Annotated in this window: 20 protein-coding genes; 9 read left to right on the forward strand and 11 right to left on the reverse strand. The window is 67.9% G+C overall.

All coding sequences use genetic code 11. From position 1 onward, the window contains the following. Window positions 1-95 precede the first annotated feature (95 nt). Window positions 96-1,079 (forward strand): ferrochelatase, encoded by a 984-nt coding sequence (gene hemH / locus ABV408_RS04220; RefSeq protein ID WP_353981201.1) that lies wholly within the window; start codon window positions 96-98, stop codon window positions 1,077-1,079. A gap of 149 nt (window positions 1,080-1,228) precedes the next feature. On the opposite strand, the gene ABV408_RS04225 is transcribed toward hemH, so the two are convergent. The 7 genes from ABV408_RS04225 to ABV408_RS04255 all read right to left on the reverse strand — a co-directional run bounded on the left by ABV408_RS04225 (window position 1,229) and on the right by ABV408_RS04255 (window position 7,540). Then, window positions 1,229-1,621 carry a Na+/H+ antiporter subunit G gene (locus ABV408_RS04225; protein WP_353981202.1) on the reverse strand — a complete coding sequence of 131 codons (393 nt, stop codon included), beginning with the start codon at window positions 1,619-1,621 and terminating at the stop codon, window positions 1,229-1,231. A 28-nt stretch (window positions 1,622-1,649) separates the two neighbouring features. Then, window positions 1,650-1,919, reverse strand: a complete 270-nt coding sequence (locus ABV408_RS04230) for a K+/H+ antiporter subunit F (protein ID WP_035472357.1) — start codon at window positions 1,917-1,919, stop codon at window positions 1,650-1,652. Next, a complete protein-coding gene (locus tag ABV408_RS04235) occupies window positions 1,916-2,413 on the reverse strand; it encodes a Na+/H+ antiporter subunit E (protein ID WP_353981203.1) in 498 nt (165 codons plus the stop codon). Before ABV408_RS04235 ends, ABV408_RS04230 begins: the two co-directional genes overlap by 4 nt. Then, window positions 2,410-3,924: a monovalent cation/H+ antiporter subunit D gene (locus ABV408_RS04240; RefSeq protein WP_353981204.1), complete on the reverse strand. Its 1,515-nt coding sequence runs from the start codon at window positions 3,922-3,924 to the stop codon at window positions 2,410-2,412. The genes ABV408_RS04235 and ABV408_RS04240 overlap by 4 nt, the downstream gene beginning before the upstream one ends. Further along, on the reverse strand, window positions 3,921-4,271 hold the full coding sequence (locus tag ABV408_RS04245; protein WP_353981205.1) for a Na+/H+ antiporter subunit C: 351 nt from the start codon (window positions 4,269-4,271) through the stop codon (window positions 3,921-3,923). Before ABV408_RS04245 ends, ABV408_RS04240 begins: the two co-directional genes overlap by 4 nt. Next, window positions 4,271-7,075, reverse strand: coding sequence for a monovalent cation/H+ antiporter subunit A (locus tag ABV408_RS04250; protein ID WP_353981207.1), 2,805 nt, complete (start codon window positions 7,073-7,075; stop codon window positions 4,271-4,273). The genes ABV408_RS04245 and ABV408_RS04250 overlap by 1 nt, the downstream gene beginning before the upstream one ends. Before the next feature lie 288 nt (window positions 7,076-7,363). Next, complete coding sequence (locus tag ABV408_RS04255; RefSeq protein ID WP_353981208.1) at window positions 7,364-7,540, reverse strand: hypothetical protein; 177 nt, start codon at window positions 7,538-7,540, stop codon at window positions 7,364-7,366. A gap of 526 nt (window positions 7,541-8,066) precedes the next feature. Here ABV408_RS04255 and ABV408_RS04260 point away from each other — a divergent pair. The 4 genes from ABV408_RS04260 to ABV408_RS04275 all read left to right on the forward strand — a co-directional run bounded on the left by ABV408_RS04260 (window position 8,067) and on the right by ABV408_RS04275 (window position 13,603). Next, window positions 8,067-9,104: a deoxyribodipyrimidine photo-lyase gene (locus ABV408_RS04260; RefSeq protein WP_353981209.1), complete on the forward strand. Its 1,038-nt coding sequence runs from the start codon at window positions 8,067-8,069 to the stop codon at window positions 9,102-9,104. 145 nt (window positions 9,105-9,249) lie between these two features. After that, window positions 9,250-10,590 carry a lytic murein transglycosylase gene (locus tag ABV408_RS04265; protein ID WP_353981210.1) on the forward strand — a complete coding sequence of 447 codons (1,341 nt, stop codon included), beginning with the start codon at window positions 9,250-9,252 and terminating at the stop codon, window positions 10,588-10,590. Between the two features lie 353 nt (window positions 10,591-10,943). Beyond that, entirely contained in the window at window positions 10,944-13,211 is a 2,268-nt protein-coding gene (flhF, locus tag ABV408_RS04270; protein ID WP_353981211.1) for a flagellar biosynthesis protein FlhF, read from the forward strand. Next, window positions 13,208-13,603, forward strand: a complete 396-nt coding sequence (locus tag ABV408_RS04275) for a hypothetical protein (protein ID WP_353981212.1) — start codon at window positions 13,208-13,210, stop codon at window positions 13,601-13,603. Before flhF ends, ABV408_RS04275 begins: the two co-directional genes overlap by 4 nt. A 106-nt stretch (window positions 13,604-13,709) precedes the next feature. On the opposite strand, the gene ABV408_RS04280 is transcribed toward ABV408_RS04275, so the two are convergent. Continuing rightward, window positions 13,710-14,423, reverse strand: coding sequence for a 16S rRNA (uracil(1498)-N(3))-methyltransferase (locus ABV408_RS04280; RefSeq protein WP_353981213.1), 714 nt, complete (start codon window positions 14,421-14,423; stop codon window positions 13,710-13,712). A gap of 190 nt (window positions 14,424-14,613) precedes the next feature. Between ABV408_RS04280 and purD the strand changes: the two genes are divergently transcribed. The 4 genes from purD to coq7 all read left to right on the forward strand — a co-directional run bounded on the left by purD (window position 14,614) and on the right by coq7 (window position 18,060). Further along, window positions 14,614-15,921: a phosphoribosylamine--glycine ligase gene (gene purD / locus ABV408_RS04285; RefSeq protein WP_353981214.1), complete on the forward strand. Its 1,308-nt coding sequence runs from the start codon at window positions 14,614-14,616 to the stop codon at window positions 15,919-15,921. A 153-nt stretch (window positions 15,922-16,074) separates the two neighbouring features. Next, window positions 16,075-16,947: a phosphoribulokinase gene (locus ABV408_RS04290; protein ID WP_035472335.1), complete on the forward strand. Its 873-nt coding sequence runs from the start codon at window positions 16,075-16,077 to the stop codon at window positions 16,945-16,947. A gap of 57 nt (window positions 16,948-17,004) precedes the next feature. Continuing rightward, on the forward strand, window positions 17,005-17,349 hold the full coding sequence (locus tag ABV408_RS04295; RefSeq protein WP_035472332.1) for a histidine triad nucleotide-binding protein: 345 nt from the start codon (window positions 17,005-17,007) through the stop codon (window positions 17,347-17,349). 69 nt (window positions 17,350-17,418) lie between these two features. After that, the gene (gene coq7 / locus ABV408_RS04300) at window positions 17,419-18,060 is read left to right on the forward strand and encodes a 2-polyprenyl-3-methyl-6-methoxy-1,4-benzoquinone monooxygenase (protein ID WP_353981215.1); all 642 of its coding nucleotides are present in this window, start codon (window positions 17,419-17,421) and stop codon (window positions 18,058-18,060) included. Window positions 18,061-18,179: 119 nt separating this feature from the next. On the opposite strand, the gene ABV408_RS04305 is transcribed toward coq7, so the two are convergent. Genes ABV408_RS04305 through ABV408_RS04315 form a run of 3 tightly spaced genes read right to left on the reverse strand, consistent with a single transcriptional unit; the run spans window position 18,180 to window position 20,359 of the window. Further along, on the reverse strand, window positions 18,180-18,599 hold the full coding sequence (locus tag ABV408_RS04305; protein WP_035472326.1) for an OsmC family protein: 420 nt from the start codon (window positions 18,597-18,599) through the stop codon (window positions 18,180-18,182). 60 nt (window positions 18,600-18,659) lie between these two features. Further along, entirely contained in the window at window positions 18,660-19,328 is a 669-nt protein-coding gene (gene murU, locus ABV408_RS04310) for an N-acetylmuramate alpha-1-phosphate uridylyltransferase MurU (protein WP_353981216.1), read from the reverse strand. Next, window positions 19,325-20,359: a phosphotransferase gene (locus ABV408_RS04315; protein ID WP_353981217.1), complete on the reverse strand. Its 1,035-nt coding sequence runs from the start codon at window positions 20,357-20,359 to the stop codon at window positions 19,325-19,327. The genes murU and ABV408_RS04315 overlap by 4 nt, the downstream gene beginning before the upstream one ends. Window positions 20,360-20,658: the final 299 nt, after the last annotated feature.

Consider the following 20,658-nt stretch of genomic DNA (forward strand, 5'->3'; position numbering starts at 1 on the left):
TACACATGATGTTCATCGTATAAGTTAATCGCGGTTAAGCAAGGCGGGAGTGGTAGACTGTCGCCAAGTGATGTATCGGCAGACAAGGAGAGGATATGGCGGCCCGTTACGGAGTCATGCTGGTCAATCTGGGAACGCCAGCGGCGCCCACGGCCAAGGCGGTGAGAGAGTATCTAGCGGAGTTTCTGGGCGACCCGCGGGTGATCGACGCGCCGCGCTGGCTGTGGTGGCCGATTCTGCACGGGGTGATTCTGCGCATTCGTCCCCCCAAGGTGGCCAAGGCCTATGCCTCGGTGTGGCAGGAGGAGGGCTCGCCGCTGCTGGCGATCGGGCGGCGCCAGCAGCGCGCGCTGGCCTCGGCGCTGGCCGAGCGCACCGGCGAGGCGATTCCGGTGGAGCTGGCGATGACCTACGGTCAGCCGAGCATGGAGCAGGCCGGGCTGGCGCTGCGCGATGCCGGAGTCGACAAGATCCTGGTGCTGCCGCTCTATCCGCAGTTCTCGCGAACCACTACCGGTGCCGTTTTCCAGCGTCTGGCCAAGGCGCTGGCCCCTTGCCCGCACCTGCCGCAACTGCGCTTCGTCAATCACTACCACGACCACCCGGACTATATCGCCGCGCTCGCCGCCAGCGTACGCGAACACTGGGAGACCCTGGGCGATCGCGGGCGCCTGCTGATGTCCTATCACGGCATACCCAAACGCTATGTCGACAACGGCGACCCTTACGGTCGCCACTGCCAGCGCACCAGCGCGCTGCTCGCCGAGGCGCTCGAGCTCGAGGAGGGTAGCTGGTTCCAGAGCTATCAGTCGCGCTTCGGCCGGGAAGAGTGGCTCAAACCCTACACCGACGAGACGCTCAAGCAGTGGGGCGCCGACAAGACCGAGTGTGTCGACGTGATCAGCCCGGCGTTCGCCGCCGACTGTCTCGAGACCCTGGAAGAGATCGACGCCGAGAATCGTGAATACTTTCAGGAGGCCGGGGGTGGGCGCTATCGCTATATCCCGGCGCTCAACGACCGCCCCGAGCATATCCATCTGCTCAGCCAGCTGGTGGCGGAGAACACGGCTGGCTGGTGAGCCTATCTCTGCACTCATGATCCAGCGAAGAAAGGGGCGCCAAGCGGCGCCCCTTTTGTTCTCTTGTTGGCTCTCTCGCCGGGTGTCGCCTTGGGTTTCGGTCGCGTTTCTTCATCTGCGCGGTCACGGCGACTTTAACAGCCTTGGTGTCAGGGCAGCGGCGAGTTGCCCTGGGGCGCTTCTTCCACCGTGTGCTTGGATCGGTCGCTCTCCAGCTCCTGCGGATTGCCGCGGGTCCGCGGGTCCGGCTTGAGCTTGTGATGCAGCGCGCTCTTGGCCAGCATGTGCGCCGATACCGGCGCGGTGATGAAGGCGAAAATGGTGATCAGCAGCTCCTGGATCACCGGGCCATTCTCCTGACTGAAGAAGATCAGCGACCCGATCAGGGTACACCCCACCCCTAGGGTGGTGGTCTTCGATGGCCCGTGCAGGCGCATGTAGAAGTCCTTGAGGTGGGTCAGCCCCAGCGAGCCGATGAAGGCGAAGATCCCGCCGGCGATCAGCATGAAGGCGATCGCCCCTTCGAGCAGCGTGTCCAGCATGATTGGCTCTCCTAGTCGGTGGCGCTGGCTATTCGATGATGTCGCCGCGCAGCAGGTACTTGCACACGGCGATGGTGCTGACGAAGCCGAGCATGGCGATCAGCAGTGCCGCCTCGAAGTAGTCCTTGTTGTTGACCCAGATACCGAACAGCACGATCAGCGCGATCGAGTTCATGTACATGGTGTCGACCGCCAGCACTCGGTCCGGCAGGCTGGGGCCGATCACGGCGCGATAGAAGTTGAGCGCGATAGCGGCGCTGAACAGCGCCAGGGCGATCCACAGCGCGGTAGCGATCATGATTCGAAGATCTCCATGAGCGGGCGTTCGTAACGCTGATGAATCTCGGCGATCAGGCCGTCGATGTCGGCGACGTCGAGGGCGTGGATCAGCAGCGTGCGGTTGTCCAGGCGCAGGTGGGCCGACACGGTGCCCGGGGTCATCGTGATGGTGCTGGCGAGAATGGTGATGGGGAAGTTCTCGGTCAGCGTCAGCGGGTACTCGACGAACGCCGGGCGCATGCGCCCGCGCGGGTCGAGAATCAGCTTGGAGACCTCGAGGTTGGCCACCACGATGTCCTTGAGTACCCGGCCCAGGTAGTGCAGCAGCTTGAGCGGGCGCTTGATGCGCGGCTGACGCTCCCAGAACGGGCGGCACAGCAACGGAATCGCCACGGCCAGCACGCCACCCAGCAGCCACTGGCCGAGGGCCACGCTCTGCTGCAGCAGCAGCCATACCAGCAGCAGCAGCAGCGACAGCACCGGCATCGGTAGCCAGCGTACGGGAGGAATCATGAGTCACCTCCAGAAGTCGGGGCGAGAATCGCCTGGGTATAGGCGCCGGGGTCGAGCAGCTGAGCAGCGCTCGCCTGGGTGAAGGCGGTGATCGGGCCGGCAAAGATCGCCAGCAGCGGCGAGGCGCCCAGCAGCAGGGCGAGCCCCGCCAGCATGCTCGGCTTGAGCCGCGGCCCTTCGGGGTCGGGCTTGCCTGCCTTCCAGAAGATGGTGGAGCCGCTGCGGCCCATCGCCACCAGCCCGGCGAGGCTCGACAGCAGCAGCAGCGGCCACAGCCACGGCTGCTCGCTCGGCTGCGCCGCGTCGAGCAGCAGCGCCTTGCCGATCGCCCCGGACAGCGGTGGCAGGCCGACCACGGTGATCGCCCCGACGAAGTAGGCCAGCCCCAGCAGCGCCGGCTGGGTGACGCCGCGGCCGGGTACGATACGCGCGCCGGCCTTGCCGCGCTGGTCGGCGATGGCGTCGGCGAGCAGGAACAGGCCGCCGCTGACCAGAGTGGTATGCAGCATGTAGTAGAGCAGTGCCGAGAGCGAGGCCACGCGGTCCATGCTCACGCCGGCCAGCAGGGTACCCACCGAAATCAGGATCAGATAGGCGACCTGGGTGCGCAGGTCGCGGGCCGAGAGCACGCCGACCCCGCCCAGCGCGACCGTCGCCAGGGCGAACCACCACAGCCATGGTTGCACGAAGTTGGCCAGGTCGCCGGCGCTGTCGCCGAAGATCAGGGTGTAGACGCGCAGAATGGCGTAGATCCCCACCTTGGTCATGATCGCGAACAGGGCTGCCACCGGCGCTGGCGCGCTGGCATAGGCCCGCGGCAGCCAGAAGTAGAGCGGCAGGATCGCCGACTTCAGCCCGAACACCACCAGCAGCAGGAAGGCTCCGGCCTTGAGCAGCCCCAGGCGCTCGGGGTCGAGCTGGGCGACCCGCTGGCCCATGTCCGCCATGTTGAGCGTGCCGGTGGTGCCGTAGAGCACGCCGAGCGCGATCAGAAACATCGCCGAACCGGCCAGGTTGAGTGCTACGTAGTGGAAGCCCGCCTGGGTGCGGTCCTTGCCGCCACCGTGCATCAGCAGCGAGTAGGAGGCGATCAGCAACACTTCGAAGAACACGAACAGGTTGAACATGTCGCCGGTGAGGAAGGCGCCATTGATCCCCATCAGCTGCAGCTGGAACAGCCCATGGAAATTGCTGCCTTTCTTGTCGTCGCCGGCGCAGGCGTACGCCAGGCTGCCGAGGGCGAGCACGCTGGTCAGGCACACCATCAGCGCCGAGAGGCGATCGAGCATCAGGATGATACCGAACGGCGGCTGCCAGTCGCCCAGGGCGTAGTAGCGGATCTGGCCGTTGCTGCTCTCGACCACCAGGGCGATGCTGATCACGACCAGCAGCGCGGTACTCACCAGGCCGATGGTGCGCCGCGGCTGCATGGTGGCGTCGCGCTTGATCAGCATCGCGAGCCCGGTGAACAGCGGCAGCAGGATGGGAAGGATGATCAGATGCTGCATCACGACTTCTCCTCCCTGGCGTCATCGCCGCGCTGGTCGTTGACCTGATCGCTGCCCTGGTCGCCGCGCACGCGCATCGCCAGAATCACCGAGAACGCGGTCATGGCGAAGCCGATCACGATGGCGGTGAGCACCAGCGCCTGGGGCAGCGGGTCGGCATAGTGGGTCTTGCCATCCTGGATCACCGCGGCGCCGTCGGTGGTGAGGCCGCCGGTGGAGAACAGGAACAGGTTGACCGCGTAGGAGAGCAGCGTCAGCCCCACGACCACGGGGAAGGTGCGCCCGCGCAGGGCCAGGTAGAGACCGCTGGCCGCCAGAAAGCCGGTTACGGTGGCGTAGAGCGCTTCCATCAGACGGTCTCCTTCTCGTTCTCTTTGCTGGGCCGGTGACGCGTGGTCAATTTGCCCAGGTTGGCCAGGATCATCAGCGTCGCGCCGACCACGGTGAGATAGACGCCGAGATCGAACAGCATGGCGGTGGCCAGCTCCACTTCGCCGATATAGGGAATCGCGAAGTGACCGAACGCCGAGGTCAGGAAGTTGTGGCCGAACAGCCAACTGCCGAGGCCGGTGAGGGCGGCGATCACCACTCCGGCCACCGCAATCGGCTGGTACTGGAAGGTCAGGCGCTGCTGCGCCCAGTCGACGCCGCGGGCGATGTACAAAAGGATCAGCGCCACCGCGGTGACCAGGCCGGCGATGAAGCCGCCGCCGGGTTCGTTGTGGCCACGCAGGAAGATGAACACCGAGACCAGCAGCGCCAGCGGCAGCAGGCTCTGCGACACCGTGGCCAGCAGCATCGGGTGCAGATCCTTCGACCACGGCCGGCCCTCGCTGTCGCTCGACGGCATGAACAGGCGCAGGCGATTGAGCAGCTTGTAGATGCCGATGGCGGCGATGCACAGCACGGTGATCTCGCCCAGGGTATCGAAGCCGCGGAAGTCGACCAGAATGACGTTGACCACGTTGTGACCGCCGCCGCCGCTGACGCTGTTGGCGAGGAAGTAGCCCGAGATGCTGTCGAGTGAGCGTGTCAGCAGGGCGTAGTTGAGGCTGGCGACGATGCCGCCGAAGCTGGCCGCCAGCAGCACGTCGCGCACGATGCGCGCGCCGCTCGACTCCTTGGGCGTGCGCTGGGGCAGAAAGAACAGCGCCAGCATCAGCAGGATCACCGTGACCACCTCGACCGCCAGCTGGGTCAGCGCCAGGTCCGGCGCCGAGAAGCGCGCGAACGCCAGCGACACCATCAGCCCCACCACCGAGAGCATCATCAGCGAGACCAGGCGGCGGCGATGCAGCACGGCGGTGCCGAGGCCGGCGAGAATGGTGATCGACGCGCCCACCACCAGGAGGCCATCCAGCGGCTTGAGCGGCAGCTCGCCCTTCAACTGGGTGAGATCGAGCAGCCCGCTGCCGGTAAGGAACAGCACCACCACGATCAGCCACAGCATGTAGCGCTGCAGTGAGCCGTTCTCCAGACGGTCGATACCGCGCTGGGTGGCGCCGAGCAGCTGGCGCACCGCGTACTCGAACAGCATCAGCGCATTGCGCTGAGGGAACTGGCGCTGGAAGCTGAACAGGGTGCGGCGCACGCTGTAGATGGCGACGCCGCCGGCCAGGGCGATGGCGCTCATCAGCAGCGGCAGGTTGAAACCGTGCCAGATCGCCAGGTGCAGTTCCGGGCGTGGCGCGAGGATCGTCGCCTGGCCCGCGGCTTCGAGAATACCGGTCACCATCAGCGCCGGCAGCAGACCGATGAGCACGCACAGCGCCACCAGCAGCAGCATCGGCAGGCGCATCATGAAGGGCGCCTCGTGCGGCGTCTTGGGCAGATCCGTGGCTGCCGGGCCGAAGAAGACGTTGCGCACGTAGCGCAGCGAGTAGGCCACCGAGAGCACGCTGCCGAGGGTCGCCAGCACCGGGATCAGCCACGCCAGGCCGCCGAGGATGCCGCTGCCGAGCGCCTCGGTCAGCATCATCTCCTTGGACAGGAAGCCGTTGAGCAGCGGCACGCCGGCCATCGATGCCGCCGCCAGTCCGGCCAGTGCCGCGGTCATCGGCATGCTGTGACGCAGCCCGCTCAGCTTGCGGATGTCGCGGGTGCCGGTCTCGTGGTCGATGATCCCCGAGGACATGAACAGCGACGCCTTGAAGGTGGCGTGGTTGATGATGTGGAACAGCCCCGCGATCACCGCCAGCTTGCTGTCGAGCCCGAACAGCATGGTGATCATGCCCAGATGGCTGACGGTGGAGAACGCCAGCACGCCCTTGAGGTCGTACTTGAGCAGGGCGAAGTAGGCGGCGTAGATCATCGTCACCAGGCCGGTCAGGGTGACGATGTAGAGCCACAGATGGGAGCCGGCAAGCGCCGGGTGCAGGCGCGCGAGCAGGAACACGCCGGCCTTGACCATGGTCGCCGAGTGCAGGAAGGCGGAGACCGGCGTGGGCGCCGACATCGCGTGCGGCAGCCAGAAGTGGAACGGGAACTGGGCCGATTTGGTGAAGGCGCCGAGCAGAATCAGCAGCAGCGCCGGCAGGTAGCGCGGGTCGGCCTGGATCAGCTGGCGGCTGTCGAGCACCGTCTGCATGTCGAAGGTGCCGACGATATGGCCGAGCAGCAGGAAACCGGCGAGCATCGCCAGCCCCCCCATGCCGGTCACCGTCAGCGCCATGCGCGCGCCGCGGCGCGCCTCGCTCTGTTTGTACCAGTAGCCGATCAGCAGGAACGAGGAGAGACTGGTCAGCTCCCAGAATACCCACAGCAGCAGCAGGTTGTCGGCCATCACGATGCCCAGCATCGAGGTCATGAACAGCATCAGATAGGCATAGAAGCGCGGCATGCTGTCCTCGGGCGCCAGGTAGTAGCGCGAGTAGAGGATGATCAGCAGACCGATGCCGAGGATCAGCATCACGAACAGCAGCGACAGCCCGTCGAGTCGGAAGGCCAGGTCGAGCCCCAGCTGCGGCACCCAGGCGAGGCTGAAGCGGGGGACCTCCCCGCTGAGCACGCGGGGCGCGTGGTAGAGCGCGATGGCCAGCGCTATGGCGGGCAGAATCGCGGTCGATCCCGCATTGAGATTGCGCTGTCGATTGGAGCTCAACAGCGGTATGAGGCTGCCCAACAGGGGTAGCAGCACGATCAGCGGCAATGACATGAAGTTGTCGCTCTTCTCAAGGACCCGAACGGACAGCCGACGAGACCAGGTGGCTCGGGCTGACTCTCTGCGTATGTCGAGGGGCCGGTGTGATGGCGCCCGGCGGTCCTAGTGTAGGCGATCTCGCCCACTCTCAGGGACTCGTCCACGTCTCAGCGTGCTAGCGCTGGACATCAGGAGATACGCGTTGGTCGGATGAACTGGGCCGCCGGAGCGGCACGGTTTCCGCCGATGGATGGCGGCGCTGGCGCACGCACCCCGCCACGGCGTGACGGACAGCGGGCAGGCTCAGATCAGGCAGGGCGGATCGGTCAGGTAGGGGCGACGCGCACCACGCGGTGCCAGCATCCACGCCGGGGTGCGGCCTTTCAGGGTGAGCATGCCAGCGTGGGACGACGGAGTCTGGGCACCGATACGGCAGGTCGCGCATGTCAGCGACAGCTGGCTAGGCATGTGGCCCGGCATGGTGTCTCTCCTCTCTGATAAGCGCTTCGTGACTTGCACGTTCGAGAAACGTGCTGCAACAGCGCTGTTCGTGCAGGGTGCGCCCGGCGTCGCCGGGGCTGCGGCGTTCTCTCGTGGAACGCTGGTCAGGCTTGCTGTGCGTCTACGGCCGAACACGCGGCTTCGACTCAAAACGTTTCTCTGATACGGCGCACGTGCACGGCCCAAGCTCGGTGATAGGCATTCCGGGGCAGCGCGGCTTTCTCGCCTGGGCCCGAAAGGCTTGAAAGTATTGGATATTTGAGTAACCGAGCCGGCGCTCGTTAACGACTGTATCACGCCGCCCTGGGGGGAGCCATAGCGATTGGATGGCGGATTCGTTGTACATGAATTCTGTGTAGTGATAGCTTTTGTACAAATATAGTGGGCTGGCGCGCTCTACCGCCTGGATGTCTCCAGCAGCGGGAATCGGCCATCGAAGCAGTGCCAGGCTGGAGCTATTGCCTCGATGGCCGGGTAGCCAGCCCGCGAGTCTAGAGGCGGCGGCATGGAATCTTCCTGCGATCTGATCTGGTTCCGGCGCGATCTGCGCCTGAGCGACAACGATCTGCTGGCGGTCGAACCGCACGCAGAGACGTTGCTATGTGTCTTCGTGCTCGAACCGTGCTGGCTGGACAAGGCGATGCCGGCGCAGACGTCGCCCCAGTGGGCGCTGCTGTGGCAGAGCCTGATCGATCTGCGCGGCACGCTGCTGACACGAGGCAGTGACCTGCTGGTGTGTGTCGGCGAGCCCGAGCAACTGCTGCCGCGGCTGGCCCAGCGGGTCGGTGCCCAGCGGGTGATCACCCACGCCATGGAGGGGGGCAACGAGAGCGCCACGACCCGGCTGGTGCAGGCGGCGCTGGCGCCGGGCCAGCTCTGCGTGCTGCCCGACTCGCCGCTGTTCCCGGCTCAGCATGATGACACCGAGATGCGTGAGTTCTCCTTCGGCGAGTTCGTCACCCGCTCGCGGGGCAGGAGCGCCCTGGCACCGAGGAGTCCGGGGCAGCCGTTCACGCTGCCGCCCTGGCCGTTCGACGCCCCGCGCGGGTTGCCGCCCCTCGGTAGCCTGCTCGGTGACGTCGAGCCGCTGGCGGCGACGATGTCGGGGGGGGAGCCGGCGGCCCAGGCACGCCTGCGCCAGCTGCGTGACGCGCCGGGCGAATGGGACCCCGAGGATGTGCGCGAGCTGCTGCGCTGGCGCGCCTTGGGCTGCGTCTCGGCGCGTCAGCTCTACGCGCTGTGCGAGCGCCTGGATAGTACGGCCGGGGCCGAGCATCCGCAGCGCTACCTGCGCCACGAGCTTTTGTGGCATGAGTATCTGCGCCGCCAGCAGGTCTATGGCGCCGACGTCAGCCGTTTCCAGCCCTCGTGCATCGACCCGTCCGGCGGCAGCGAGCCCGGTTTCCTGCGTGCCGAAGGCGCGCCCGATGTTCAGTCGGCCGGGTCCGTGACCGTGCTGCGCCAAGAGACACCGCGCCACCGTGAGCCAACGCCCGCTGCGCCGCCGCGGCGTAGTACGGGGTCCTGGTTCGATCGTTACTAGATGTTGGGTAAACCCTGTCGGCGCGCGTCGACTTGGCGCACGACCCTGGGAGCACGCGGGGATCGTGCGGGATGCGCTACACTGGGCTGACGCCGACGCCTGCCAGGCGAGGGCGCGAGGATTCCCAGCATAAAGGAAGTGCATCGTGACGCGTTCTGCTCCCCTCAAAGGGTCCCTGACCCTCTCTCTCTGCCTCTCTTTGGCCCTGGTCGGCTGTCAGAGCGTGGCCGCCACCCCGGCGTCGAGCCAGGCGCCCGACACTGCCGCCCAGGCGTCCGGGGCCGACGATAAGGCCGGTGCCTCGGCGAGCGCTAGCGCCACGCCCCGCGCCGACGCTGATGCCGAGCAGGTCACGCCGCAGGCGCGTGCCGGCTTCGACGCCTGGATCGCAGATTTTCGTCGCCAGGCCGCCGGCGAGGGGATCGACCGGGCGACACTGGCCGAGGCCTTCGACCACGCCACCTATCAGCCGCGGGTGATCGAGCTCGACCGCTCCCAGCCCGAGTTCACCCGCCAGGTGTGGAGCTATCTGGATAGCGCGGTCTCGGATCAGCGTGTCGCCAACGGGCGCGCGCGGTTGGCCGCCCATCAGGCCCTGGCCGAGCGCATCGAGCAGCGCTACGGCGTACCCGGCAGCATCGTGGTCGCGATCTGGGGTGTGGAGAGCAACTACGGCAGCAATTTCGGTAGCTTCGAGACCATCGACGCGCTCTCGACGCTGGGCTACGAAGGGCGCCGCCAGGCGTTCGCCCGGGGCGAGCTGATGGCCGCGCTCAAGATCCTGCAGAACGGCGATATCGATCGCGACCACATGCGCGGCTCCTGGGCCGGCGCCATGGGCCACACCCAGTTCATTCCCTCCAGCTTCCTTGCCTACGCCGTGGATGGCGACGGCGACGGCCGGCGCGATATCTGGGGCAGCATTCCCGACGTCATGGCCTCGACCGCCAACTACCTGGCCAAGTCCGGCTGGCAGCGCGGCCAGCCCTGGGGCGCCGAAGTGACCCTGCCGGCCGGTTTCGACTATGCCCAGACCGAACTCTCGGTGCGCCACTCGAGCCAGGCATGGGCGGCCCAGGGTGTGGCTCGCGTCGGCGGCGGGGCGCTGCCCGATTTCGCCGAGGCCTCGGTCATCGCCCCGGCCGGGGCAGAGGGGCCGGCGTTCCTGGTCGGGCCCAATTTCCGTGTGATCATGCGCTACAACGCCTCCACCAGCTATGCCCTGGCGGTCGCCACGCTTGCCGATCGCATCGCCGGGCGGCCCGGCATCCAGGGGCAGTGGCCGCGTTCGGAGCCGGCGCTGTCCCGGACCCAGGTGCGCGAGATGCAGCAGGCGCTCAACGCCCGTGGCTTCGACGTCGGCACGCCGGACGGGCGGGTCGGCCCCAATACCCGGGCCGGGCTGCGCGCCTACCAGCGTTCGATCGGTGTCACCCCGGACGGCTATCCCACTCAGGCGCTGATCCAGCGCCTCGAGACGCCCTGACGGCGGCCGTCCTGTCTGCGCAATGCCGCGCCGGTCAGCATGACCCCGGTGTCGGCGTGGCGGGGGCCGATTGGGGAAGCGCTGAATAAATCGTCGAACGAGATGAGGGACAAGGCGCACGGAACGCAGAGGGCGAGACATAACATGGGGTTAGGCGAGCCTTCGAGTACCGCGCAACGTAGTCATTCGCTCGTGCAGGCATTTAGGCAGGGGTTCCTTGGATCGCGATTCGGCGTCTTTTCCACTGTTTGCCACCCGCCGCGCCGTGTCACACTCGGCGCTTTCATCGGTTTTGAGAGCGCCGCGGCGCGATGCCCTCGTGCATCGCTCGTCGCGGCGCCGTGAGGCGAGTCATGGGAGTGCAGCGATTCACCGGTGCCAACACCCGGGAGACCATGCGTCAGATACGCCAGGCTCTGGGTGAGGACGTTCTGATCCTATCCAACCGCGTCGTCGACGGTGGCGTCGAGATCGTCGCCATGTCCGAGCAGGCCCACGCCCAGGCGCTGGCCGGGCCCGCGGGCGAAGGCGAGAGTGACGGCACGCCGGCGAGCGAGAGCGCCGCGGCCGAGTCGCCGGCAGCCTGGGAAGCCTTCAACCGGCGCATGCTCGAGGACATGCGGGCGTTGCTGCGCGAGACCGCTGCCCCGGCGCCTGCCCCGGGGCAGGCGGTACGCGATGCCATCCTGCGTCAGCTGAGCCAGGCCGGTTTCAGCCACGTGCTGTGCGAAACCTTGCTCGAGACGCTGCCAGCGTCGCTGCTCGACGAGTCCGCCGAGGAGGCCGAGACGCCTGCCTGGCAGGCGTGGCTGGAGCGCCAGCTCGCGGCGCGCCTCGAGGTGCTGGACAGCGAAGAAGCGCTGTTCGAGGCCGGCGGGCTGTTCGCCCTGGTCGGCCCCACCGGTGCCGGCAAGACCACCACCACGGCCAAGCTGGCGGCGCGCTACGTGATGCGTCACGGCCCGCGGGAGGCCGCGCTGGTGACCACCGACAGCTACCGTATCGGCGCCGCCGAGCAACTGCGCATCTATGCGCGCCTGCTCGGTGTGGAAGTGCATGCGCTCGACGAACAGGGCGACCTGGGGGCGCTGCTGGGGCGTCTGGCCCAGCCCCGCCGCGGGCTGATGGGACGCTCCGGCGGCAAGCGCATGATGGTGATCGACACCGTCGGCATGAGCCAGCGCGACCAGCGCCTGATGGGCGAAATCGCCCGCCTCGGCGCCGCGCCGGTCAGCGTGCGCCGGCTGCTGGTGCTCGATGCCGCGCGTCACGGCGATACCCTGGAGCAAGTGGTCGAGGCGTGGCAGCGCGCCTCGCAGGAGGCTGGCGAGCCGCTGTGGGGCTGCATTCTGACCAAGCTCGACGAGGCCGCGCGCCTGGGGCCGGTGCTGGACGTGCTGATGCGCCACGGGCTCAAGCTCTGCTATCTCTCGCGCGGACAGCGGGTGCCGGAAGATCTGGAGCCGGTGGATCGCGAAGCGCTGTTGCGTGAAGCGCTCGACCATGGTGGCGAGTCGCCGTTCTCGCGCGCCGCGGGCAGTGCCCCGGCGGCGCCGGCCCAGGCGCGTCAGCAGGCACTCTCCCAGGGCGTGCTACGCCAGGGCGAGGCGCTGGAGACCACGCTCGCCACGCTGCGCCGACAGGTCCAGGGGATGGCCTGGCTGGAGCACGCCTGGCCGCGCAACCATGGCGCCGAGAGCGGCGCCTTCGCCGCACGCATGATGAGTGCGAACCGTCAGGCCGGGCTGCGCGGAGAGGGGGCGCCGCGCGCGCTATGGTGGTCCAAGCCGGCCCCGGTGCGCGGCCAGGGGCAAGCGATGCCGTTGGTGGCGCTGGATGCCCACGGCATGCCGCAGCCGCTGGTGTGGCCGCGCCACGAACTGCCGGCGGGTGACGAAGCGCGCTTTGCCTGGGCCGACTCGCTGGGTGCCGAGTGGCACCTGCTGAACCAGTTGCCGGATGTCGAGCTGCTCGCCGGGCTCGACGTGCAGCGACGCAGCTGGCTCGCCGCCACCAGCGCCAGCCGCCGGGTGCGCCATAGCGGCGAGTGGCTGCGTCTGGACGAGGCGCTGGCGCTGGGTGAAGCGCAGCCGGGGATCACGATGTTCCATCGCGGGCGTCAGGCGCGTCTCGATCTCAAGCGTCTGGAGACCACCCTGGCCAAGCGCCGTGGTGATGGCGAGGGGCTGCCGGTGATCGCCTGGGAAGGCACCTGGCACGACGAGGCCGATGGCCGCCAGCTGGGACGGCGCTTCTGGATCGGTAGTGCCCGCACCGGCTTCGACAGCGGTTCGCGGTTGGCCGCGGCGCTGGCGCTGGAAGGCCTGCCCAGCCTGACTCAGCAGGCCGAGCGGCTGCTCAAGACGCGTCGCCCGGAGCTCGAGGAGCGTGCCCATCGCTGGCAGCTCGCGGCGGCGCTGGCTGCTCTGGCACTGCATCTGGCCCAGGCGGAAGCCGGCTGGGCCACGGACGTGCGTGCGCGCCTGTCGGATATTGCCCAGCGTCGCTGCGGGCGGCGGCCCAAGGCGCTGCTCGAAGGCCTGATGGATGCGCTGAGTGCCCACCACACCCTGCGTCGCGCCAAGGGCGCTGGCGGGGCGGCGGCGGCCGCCGAGCGGTGAGCGATCAGGCCGCCGGACTGCGCGCCTGGCAGCGCCAGCGTGATCGCTGGCCGCTGCTGGTGCTGGGCGAACCCCGGCGCGGCGCGCTGGAGAGTCTGCTGAAGTCGCTCAACGAGCGCAGCGGGCGGCACTGGGCGCCGGTGACCCTGGCCGAGGCGCCGCGCGCAGCACCCGGGCATGCGCTGCTGTGGATGGAGAGCCGTCCGGTGGACGCGACCCTCGACTACCGCTGGCTCAAGCGCATGGCGGTGGATGTCGGCCCGCTGCCGACGCTCTTGCATCTGGAGTCGGCAGCGATCAGCCAGGCGCGACTGGACAACCTGAGCGTCGCCGCGCGGCGCTTTCTGGGGGTCGAGCTCAGCCAGGACCCGGCAAGCTGGCTGGTGCCTTGACCCCTCGCCGCCGTGCCTGGGATGGCCGTGCCTGGCGTTGCGCGCAGGCGGCTGGTCATCGGCCGTTCAGGCTTGTCCTTGCCCGTCCGGATGTGTCGTCATCGGTTCAGAACAGGCGCGCCAGCAGCGCGGTCACCGCAGTCTCCACGCGCAGAATGCGCTCGCCCAGATGGACCCCCTCGCACCCCGCTTCCTCGAAGCGGGCCACCTCGTAATCGACGAAGCCGCCCTCGGGGCCGATCGCCAGCAGCGTCGGCTCGTCGATCCCACGGGGGCAGGCCCGCGGCATGCCAGGATGGGCGATCAGCCCGCGCCGGCCGGCCAGCAGTGCCGGCAGACGATCCTCGACGAACGGCTTGAAGCGAGTCTCCAGGGTTACTTCGGGCAGGCGGGTATCGCGCGCCTGCTCCAGCCCCAGCACTAGGTGCTGGTGGATCTTCTCGGGGCGCAGCTCTGGCGATTGCCAGTAGCTCTTCTCGACCCGGCGCGTGTGCATCAGCGTCAGCTGCTTCACGCCCAGCGCGGCGATGTGTTCGAGGCTGCGCGCCAGCATGCGCGGGCGTGGCAGTGCCAGCAGCAGGTGTACCGGCAGCGGCGCTGGCGGTTCGCGGTCGAGTGCGGGGACATGCAACAGCGCCTCGCTGGCGCTCAGCGTCAGCAGCTCGCCGCGGCCGATGGCGCCGTCGAGTGCGCCCACGGTGAGGCTGTCGCCGGGGGCGGCACGATGCACCTCGCGCAGATGAGTCAGGCGGCGTGGGTCGCCCACGCGGGCGTGGGTGGCGTCGATCCAGTCGGCGGGTTCGAGCAGAATCAGGTTCATGCAGGCAGCGGGGCACTCGGCGATGAGAAAGGGGCGCCTATTGTGCCTCAGGCGCGGGCACCGCGGCCAACCGCGCACCCGCCGCGTGGCGGCCGGCAGCCGGCACGATGCGTTCGGGGGCTTTCTGGCCCGGGCCTTTCTGACATAATGCCTCTTCCATATTCGGTGACAGCGCAACGAAAGGCGAGCGATGAAGGTTCTGATCCTAGGAGGCGGCGGGCGCGAGCACGCCCTGGCGTGGAAGGCGGCACAGTCGCCGCAGGTCGACACGGTGTTCGTGGCTCCCGGCAATGCCGGCACCGCCCGTGAGGCGGGGCTGACCAACGTGGCGATCGACGCCATGGACTTCGACGCGCTGATCGCCTTCGCCCGCGACAACGATGTCGAGCTCACCATCGTCGGCCCCGAGGCGCCGCTGGTGGCCGGCGTGGTCGACCGTTTCCAGCAGGCCGGCCTGGCGATCTTCGGCCCCTCGGCCGGCGCGGCCCAGCTCGAAGGGTCCAAGGCCTTCACCAAGGATTTTCTGGCGCGCCATGCGATCCCCTCGGCGGCCTACCAGACCTTCAGCGAAGTCGCCCCGGCGCTCGACTATCTCGACCGGCAGGGTGCGCCGATCGTGATCAAGGCCGATGGCCTCGCCGCCGGTAAAGGCGTAGTGGTGGCGATGACCCACGACGAGGCGGCCGCAGCGATCCGTGACATGCTCGAGGACAACGCCTTCGGCGATGCCGGTGCCCGGGTGGTGATCGAAGAGTTCCTCGATGGCGAGGAGGCGAGTTTCATCGTCATGGTCGACGGCGAGCACGTCTGGCCGATGGCCACCAGCCAGGATCACAAGCGCGCCTACGATGGCGACGCCGGCCCCAACACCGGCGGTATGGGGGCCTACTCGCCGGCGCCGGTAGTCACCGAGGCGGTCTACCAGCGCATCATGGACGAGGTGATCACCCCGACCGTCGCCGGTATGGCTGCGGAAGGGCACCCCTACACCGGTTTCCTGTATGCCGGGCTCATGATCGACGCCACCGGCGCGCCCAGGGTGATCGAGTACAACTGCCGCTTCGGTGACCCCGAGACCCAGCCGATCCTGATGCGCCTGAACGGCGATCTGGTGGGCCTGTGCCAGGCGGCCCTGGCGCAGCGCCTGGACCGTGCCGAAGGGAGCTGGGACCCGCGCGCAGCGGTTGGCGTGGTGATGGCGGCCGGCGGCTATCCGGGCAACTATGCCAAGGATGATGCGATCGACGGCCTCGAGGCCGCCGAGCAGCGCGGCTGCAAGGTGTTCCATGCCGGCACGACGCAGCGCGACGATGGTCGCGTCGTCACCAGCGGCGGGCGCGTGCTATGTGTTACCGCGCTGGGCGACAGCGTGGCCGCCGCCGCCGAGCAGGCCTACGCGGGCGTCGCCGAGATCGCCTGGGCGGGGGCCGAGTATCGCCGCGACATCGCCCATCGGGCGATCGCGCGTGAGCGCGAGGACGTCGCGTCACGCAGCTAATCAACCCAGCGTGCAGGCACGACCTGCACCGGGATCGGGGAACCAGCGCCATGCCGCAGCTACAGCCATATCGCGACGCCATCGCGGCGACCTGCCGTCCCGCGGCGGCCCGGGCCGTGTCGGGGGTCATCCGGCTCGGCAGGGAGGCGCGGCATGTCGCGTGAGTTTCCGATCATCGCCGTCACCGGCTCTTCCGGCGCCGGCACCACCACGGTCAAGCGCACCTTCGAGCGCATGTTCGCGCGTGAGGACGTCCACGCCGCCTTCATCGACGGTGACGCCTTTCACCGCTACTCGCGGGCCGAGCTGGCCGAGATCCTGCAGACCGAGCCGGAACGCAAGGCGGAGCTGTCGCATTTCTCGGTCAATGCCAACCTGCTGGACAGGCTGGATACGCTGTTCCAGGAGTACGGCGATAGCGGCAAGGGCACCTACCGCCACTATATCCATGCCGAAGACAAGCGCATGATCGAGGCCGGCTGGCAGGTCGGCACCTTCACCGACTGGCAGCCGATCCCCAGTGGCACCGATCTGATGCTCTACGAAGGGCTGCATGGCGGGCTGGTGACCCATGAGGTGGATATCGCGCGGCACGTCGACATGCTGATCGGGGTGGCACCCACGATCAATCTGGAGTGGCTGCAGAAGATCGACCGCGACACCAAATTGCGCGGCTATTCGCAGGAAGCGGTGATCGAGACCATTCTCGGGCGCATGCACGACTATGTGCGCTACATCCAGCCCCAGCTCTCGCGCACTCATATCAACTTCCAGCGCGTGCCGACGGTGGACACCTCCAATCCGTTCGAGCTGCAGGACGTGCCCAACGACGGCGAGTCGTTCGTGGTGATCCGCTTCCGCGACCCGGAAGCGGTGGATTTTCCCTATCTGGTGACCATGATCCACGATGCCTTCATGAGCCGTCCCAACACCCTGGTGGTGCCGGGGGCGCGGCTGTCGCTGGCGATGGATCTGATCCTGGCGCCCAAGGTGCGCCAGCTGCTGGCGCAGCGCCGTTTTCGTTGATGTGCCGAGGCGTCAGCCGCTGACGCCGGATCCTTTCATGTTCGAGCAGGAGATCCCATGGAGCCCACGCTGTTCAGCAAGATCATCGACCGCGAGATTCCGGCCGATATCGTCTACGAAGACGAGCATGTGCTCGCTTTCCGTGACATCAATCCCCAGGCACCGACTCATGTGCTGATCATCCCCAAGAAGCCGATCGCCACCCTGAATGATATCGAGGAAGCGGATCTGGCCCTGATCGGGCGGCTGCAGTACACCGCGGCCAAGCTGGCCAAGCAGTTCGGTTTCGCCGAGGACGGCTACCGCGTGGTCATGAACTGCAACGAAGATGGCGGGCAGTCGGTCTATCATATCCACATGCACCTGCTGGGTGGGCGCAAGCTGACCTGGCCGCCGGGCTGATAGGTCCGGGACATTTCTGCATATGGCCATCCGTTCGCGGATGATCCGCACACGGGTAAGGAGACTCACATGGCGCGCCAGCTGTCGCGTAGCGACAATCTGATCCACCAGTTCGACAGCGTGCTGCGCACGCTGGTGCCGGGATCGGCGCAGCCGCGCCGGCCCTCACCGGCGCTCGCCCAGCCCGAGGGCGCACTCGACGACGAGCAGCGCCGCCACGTGGCCGGGCTGATGCGCATCAACCATACCGGTGAGGTGTGCGCCCAGGCGCTCTATCAGGGTCAGGGGCTGACCGCCAAGCTGGGTGACACCCGCGAGCGGATGGAAGAGGCGGCAGCGGAGGAGATCGACCATCTGGCCTGGTGCGACCAGCGTCTGCGGGAACTGGATGGCCGCACCAGCTATCTCAACCCCGCCTTCTACGCCGCCTCCTTCGGACTCGGCGCCCTGGCCGGGGCGGTCGGCGACCGTGTCAGCCTGGGCTTCGTCGCCGCCACCGAGGAGCAGGTCGGGCGCCATCTGGAGGCGCATCTGCGCAAGCTGCCGATCGACGACAAGCGCTCGCGGGCGGTACTCGAACAGATGCGCATCGACGAAGCGCAGCACGAGCGCATGGCGCTGGAGTCCGGCGGCAGCCGCTTCCCGCTGCCGGTGAAGTGGGGCATGCGGCTGGTGTCGAAGGTGATGACCAAGAGCGTCTATCGCCTCTGAGCATGGCGTCGTCGAGGGCGGCGGATAGCCGCCGGGAAGGCAAACAAAAACCGCGACCGGAGTCGCGGTTTTTGCGTCTTGTGCTGTGGGCTCGAGGGGCTCGTCGGACTGGCCGGCGCTCAGGCCTCGACGATCTCGTAGTCGTGGGTGATCTCCACGCCGCCCTTGGCCAGCATCAGCGAGGCGCTGCAGTACTTCTCGGCGGAGAGGTCGACCGCACGCTTGACCTGAGCGTCCTTGAGGCCGCGGCCGGTGACCACGAAGTGCACATGGATCTTGGTGAACACGCTGGGCGTGCCGTCGAAGCGTTCGGCTTCCAGGGTCGCGACGCAGTCGGTGACGTCGGCGCGGGCCTTCTCCAGGATCTGGATCACGTCGAACGAGGTGCAGCCGCCGAGCCCCATCAGTACCAGTTCCATCGGTCGCGGCCCGGTGTTGCGACCGCCGTGGTCGGGGTTGCCGTCGATCACGACGCTGTGGCCGCTGCCGGATTCGGTGACGAACTGGCGGCCGTCGGTCCACTTGACTGTGGCTTTCATGCAATCGATTCCTTCACTCGGATAACGTGGCGGCAGCATAACACTCCCGCCTAGCTGAAGTTACGCCCGGCGCAGCCGGCTCTCGAGGTCGGCCAGGCGCTGCGGCGTGCCGACATCGACCCAGTCGCCGCGGTGGTGCCAGCCAGCGACGCGCTTGGCGTGCATGGCCGCGACCAGCAGCGGCGCCAGCTTGGCCGCCTCGCCGTCGGGGAGATCGGCGATCAGCTGCGGGTGGATCACGCCGACCCCGGCATACACCAGGCGCGGCTCGCCCTCGGCGTGCAGGCGTCCGTTAGGGTCGAGATGGAAGTCGCCACCGCGGTGGAAGTCGGTGGTATCGACCATCGCCAGGTTGGCCAGATCCCCCGCGGCCAGCGCCGGTTGGGCCAGATCGATATCACTCCAGACATCGCCGTTGAGCAGCAGAAAAGGGGCGTCGCCCAGCAGCGCCAGGGCGTGGCGCAGGCCGCCGGCGGTCTCCAGCGGCGTGGGCTCGTGGCTGAAGGTGAGACGCAGGCCGAAACGCTGACCGTCGCCGAGGGCGGCGACGATCTGCTCGCCGCGGTAGCTCACGTTGATCACCACCTCGCGGAAGCCGGCCGCCGCGAGACGTATCAGGTGGTGCTCGATCAGCGGCTTGCCCGCCACCGGCAGCAGCGGCTTGGGGCAGTGGTCGGTGAGCGGGCGCATGCGGTTGCCGAGCCCGGCGGCCAGGATCATCGCTTTCATGCCGAGGCTCCCTTCGACTGCGCCTGCTCGGCGTGGTGGCGGGCCAGGCGCGCCTGCATCGCCGGGTGGTAGATTTCGCGCAGCCAGGCGTGGAACTCGGCCAGCTCGGGTAGCGCTTCGAGGCCAGCGTCGAGCTGGGCATAGAAGTGCGGCAGCCAGTCGAGATAGCGCGGCTTGCCGTCGCGCAGGCAGAGGCGGCAGAACTGGCCCAGTATCTTGAGCTGACGCTGGGCGCCGATCGCCTCGACCGTGGCGCGAAAGGCGGCGGCATCCGGCAGGCGAGTGCCGAAATCGGCTTGGCTGCGGCGATGGAAGTCAGCGATCCAGCGATCCATCTCGGTCCGCGACCAGCGCTGGTAGCGCCCGCGCAGCAGCGAGATCAGGTCGTAGCCGAGCGGCCCCGCCAGGGCGCCCTGGAAATCGATCAGCGCCAGCTCGCCGTCGACGAGCATCAGGTTCATGGCATCGAAGTCGCGGTGCACCGCGACTTCGGGCAGCGTCGCGATACGCGCCAGCAGGTGACGCTTGGTGTCGGCCCAGCAGGCGGGTGTCTCCAATTCCAGCCAGCGCCCCAGGCCCCAGTCGGGGAAGCGCTCCATCTCCTCTTCCAGGAAGGCGGCGGAGTAGGGCGGCAGCTCGGCCGGTGAGGCCAGCCGCTGCAGGCGCAGCAGCAGCTCGATGGCCTGGTCCGTACCGCGCCGCGCACTTTCGGCATCGTCGAAATGGTGGTGCAGACTGTCGTCGCCGAGATCGTCGAGTTCGAGGAAGCCCAGGTCGAGATCGACGGCGTGGATCGCCGGCACCGGCAGGCCCACCGCGCGCCAGTGGCGGCCGATGGCGACGAAGGCGTGGCTATCTTCGAGCTCGGGTGGCGCGTCCATCAGCATGCGCGTGGTGCCGTCGGGCAGATGCACCCGGCAGTAGCCGCGCAGGCTGGCATCGCCGGCGACGGGCTCGAAGCGGCAGGTATCGGCGGCGACGGCGTGCTGCCGGGCTATCCAGGTGCGCAGCTGGGCAAGGCGCAGACTCATCGAAACTCCCAGGGTGGATCGAGTTGACGGGGTGCGGATGGCACCGCATGCTGAAGCCGCTCGTAGGCTTGGCCGATGGCGTGGTCGATAACGTTGGAACGCGGACCTGCCGGCGGCGAGGGCGGTAGACTCCCTTGGCGGCGCCAGTTTGCCGCCTTTGGTCGAGTCCGCCAACTCATTGCGCTGCGAGCGCCTCCACGCTTCACGCTTCGCCAGACGGGCGTGACCAGGTGAGCGCGACAGAAGACAGACAGGGAACGACCCCGCGGCAAGTGCCGTCGAGGTCTGTATAATACCGG

Origin of the sequence: Salinicola endophyticus (assembly GCF_040536835.1) — a bacterium.
GTDB classification, from domain to species: domain Bacteria; phylum Pseudomonadota; class Gammaproteobacteria; order Pseudomonadales; family Halomonadaceae; genus Salinicola; species Salinicola endophyticus_A.

Coding starts and splice junctions, on each gene's coding strand:
- hemH (WP_353981201.1), top strand. CDS start 96: ATGGCGGCCCGTTACGGAGTCATGCTGGTCAATCTGGGAACGCCAGCG.
- ABV408_RS04225 (WP_353981202.1), bottom strand. CDS start 1,621: ATGCTGGACACGCTGCTCGAAGGGGCGATCGCCTTCATGCTGATCGCC.
- ABV408_RS04230 (WP_035472357.1), bottom strand. CDS start 1,919: ATGATCGCTACCGCGCTGTGGATCGCCCTGGCGCTGTTCAGCGCCGCT.
- ABV408_RS04235 (WP_353981203.1), bottom strand. CDS start 2,413: ATGATTCCTCCCGTACGCTGGCTACCGATGCCGGTGCTGTCGCTGCTG.
- ABV408_RS04245 (WP_353981205.1), bottom strand. CDS start 4,271: ATGGAAGCGCTCTACGCCACCGTAACCGGCTTTCTGGCGGCCAGCGGT.
- ABV408_RS04250 (WP_353981207.1), bottom strand. CDS start 7,075: ATGTCATTGCCGCTGATCGTGCTGCTACCCCTGTTGGGCAGCCTCATA.
- ABV408_RS04255 (WP_353981208.1), bottom strand. CDS start 7,540: ATGCCGGGCCACATGCCTAGCCAGCTGTCGCTGACATGCGCGACCTGC.
- ABV408_RS04260 (WP_353981209.1), top strand. CDS start 8,067: ATGGAATCTTCCTGCGATCTGATCTGGTTCCGGCGCGATCTGCGCCTG.
- flhF (WP_353981211.1), top strand. CDS start 10,944: ATGGGAGTGCAGCGATTCACCGGTGCCAACACCCGGGAGACCATGCGT.
- ABV408_RS04280 (WP_353981213.1), bottom strand. CDS start 14,423: ATGAACCTGATTCTGCTCGAACCCGCCGACTGGATCGACGCCACCCAC.
- purD (WP_353981214.1), top strand. CDS start 14,614: ATGAAGGTTCTGATCCTAGGAGGCGGCGGGCGCGAGCACGCCCTGGCG.
- ABV408_RS04290 (WP_035472335.1), top strand. CDS start 16,075: ATGTCGCGTGAGTTTCCGATCATCGCCGTCACCGGCTCTTCCGGCGCC.
- ABV408_RS04295 (WP_035472332.1), top strand. CDS start 17,005: ATGGAGCCCACGCTGTTCAGCAAGATCATCGACCGCGAGATTCCGGCC.
- coq7 (WP_353981215.1), top strand. CDS start 17,419: ATGGCGCGCCAGCTGTCGCGTAGCGACAATCTGATCCACCAGTTCGAC.
- ABV408_RS04305 (WP_035472326.1), bottom strand. CDS start 18,599: ATGAAAGCCACAGTCAAGTGGACCGACGGCCGCCAGTTCGTCACCGAA.
- murU (WP_353981216.1), bottom strand. CDS start 19,328: ATGAAAGCGATGATCCTGGCCGCCGGGCTCGGCAACCGCATGCGCCCG.
- ABV408_RS04315 (WP_353981217.1), bottom strand. CDS start 20,359: ATGAGTCTGCGCCTTGCCCAGCTGCGCACCTGGATAGCCCGGCAGCAC.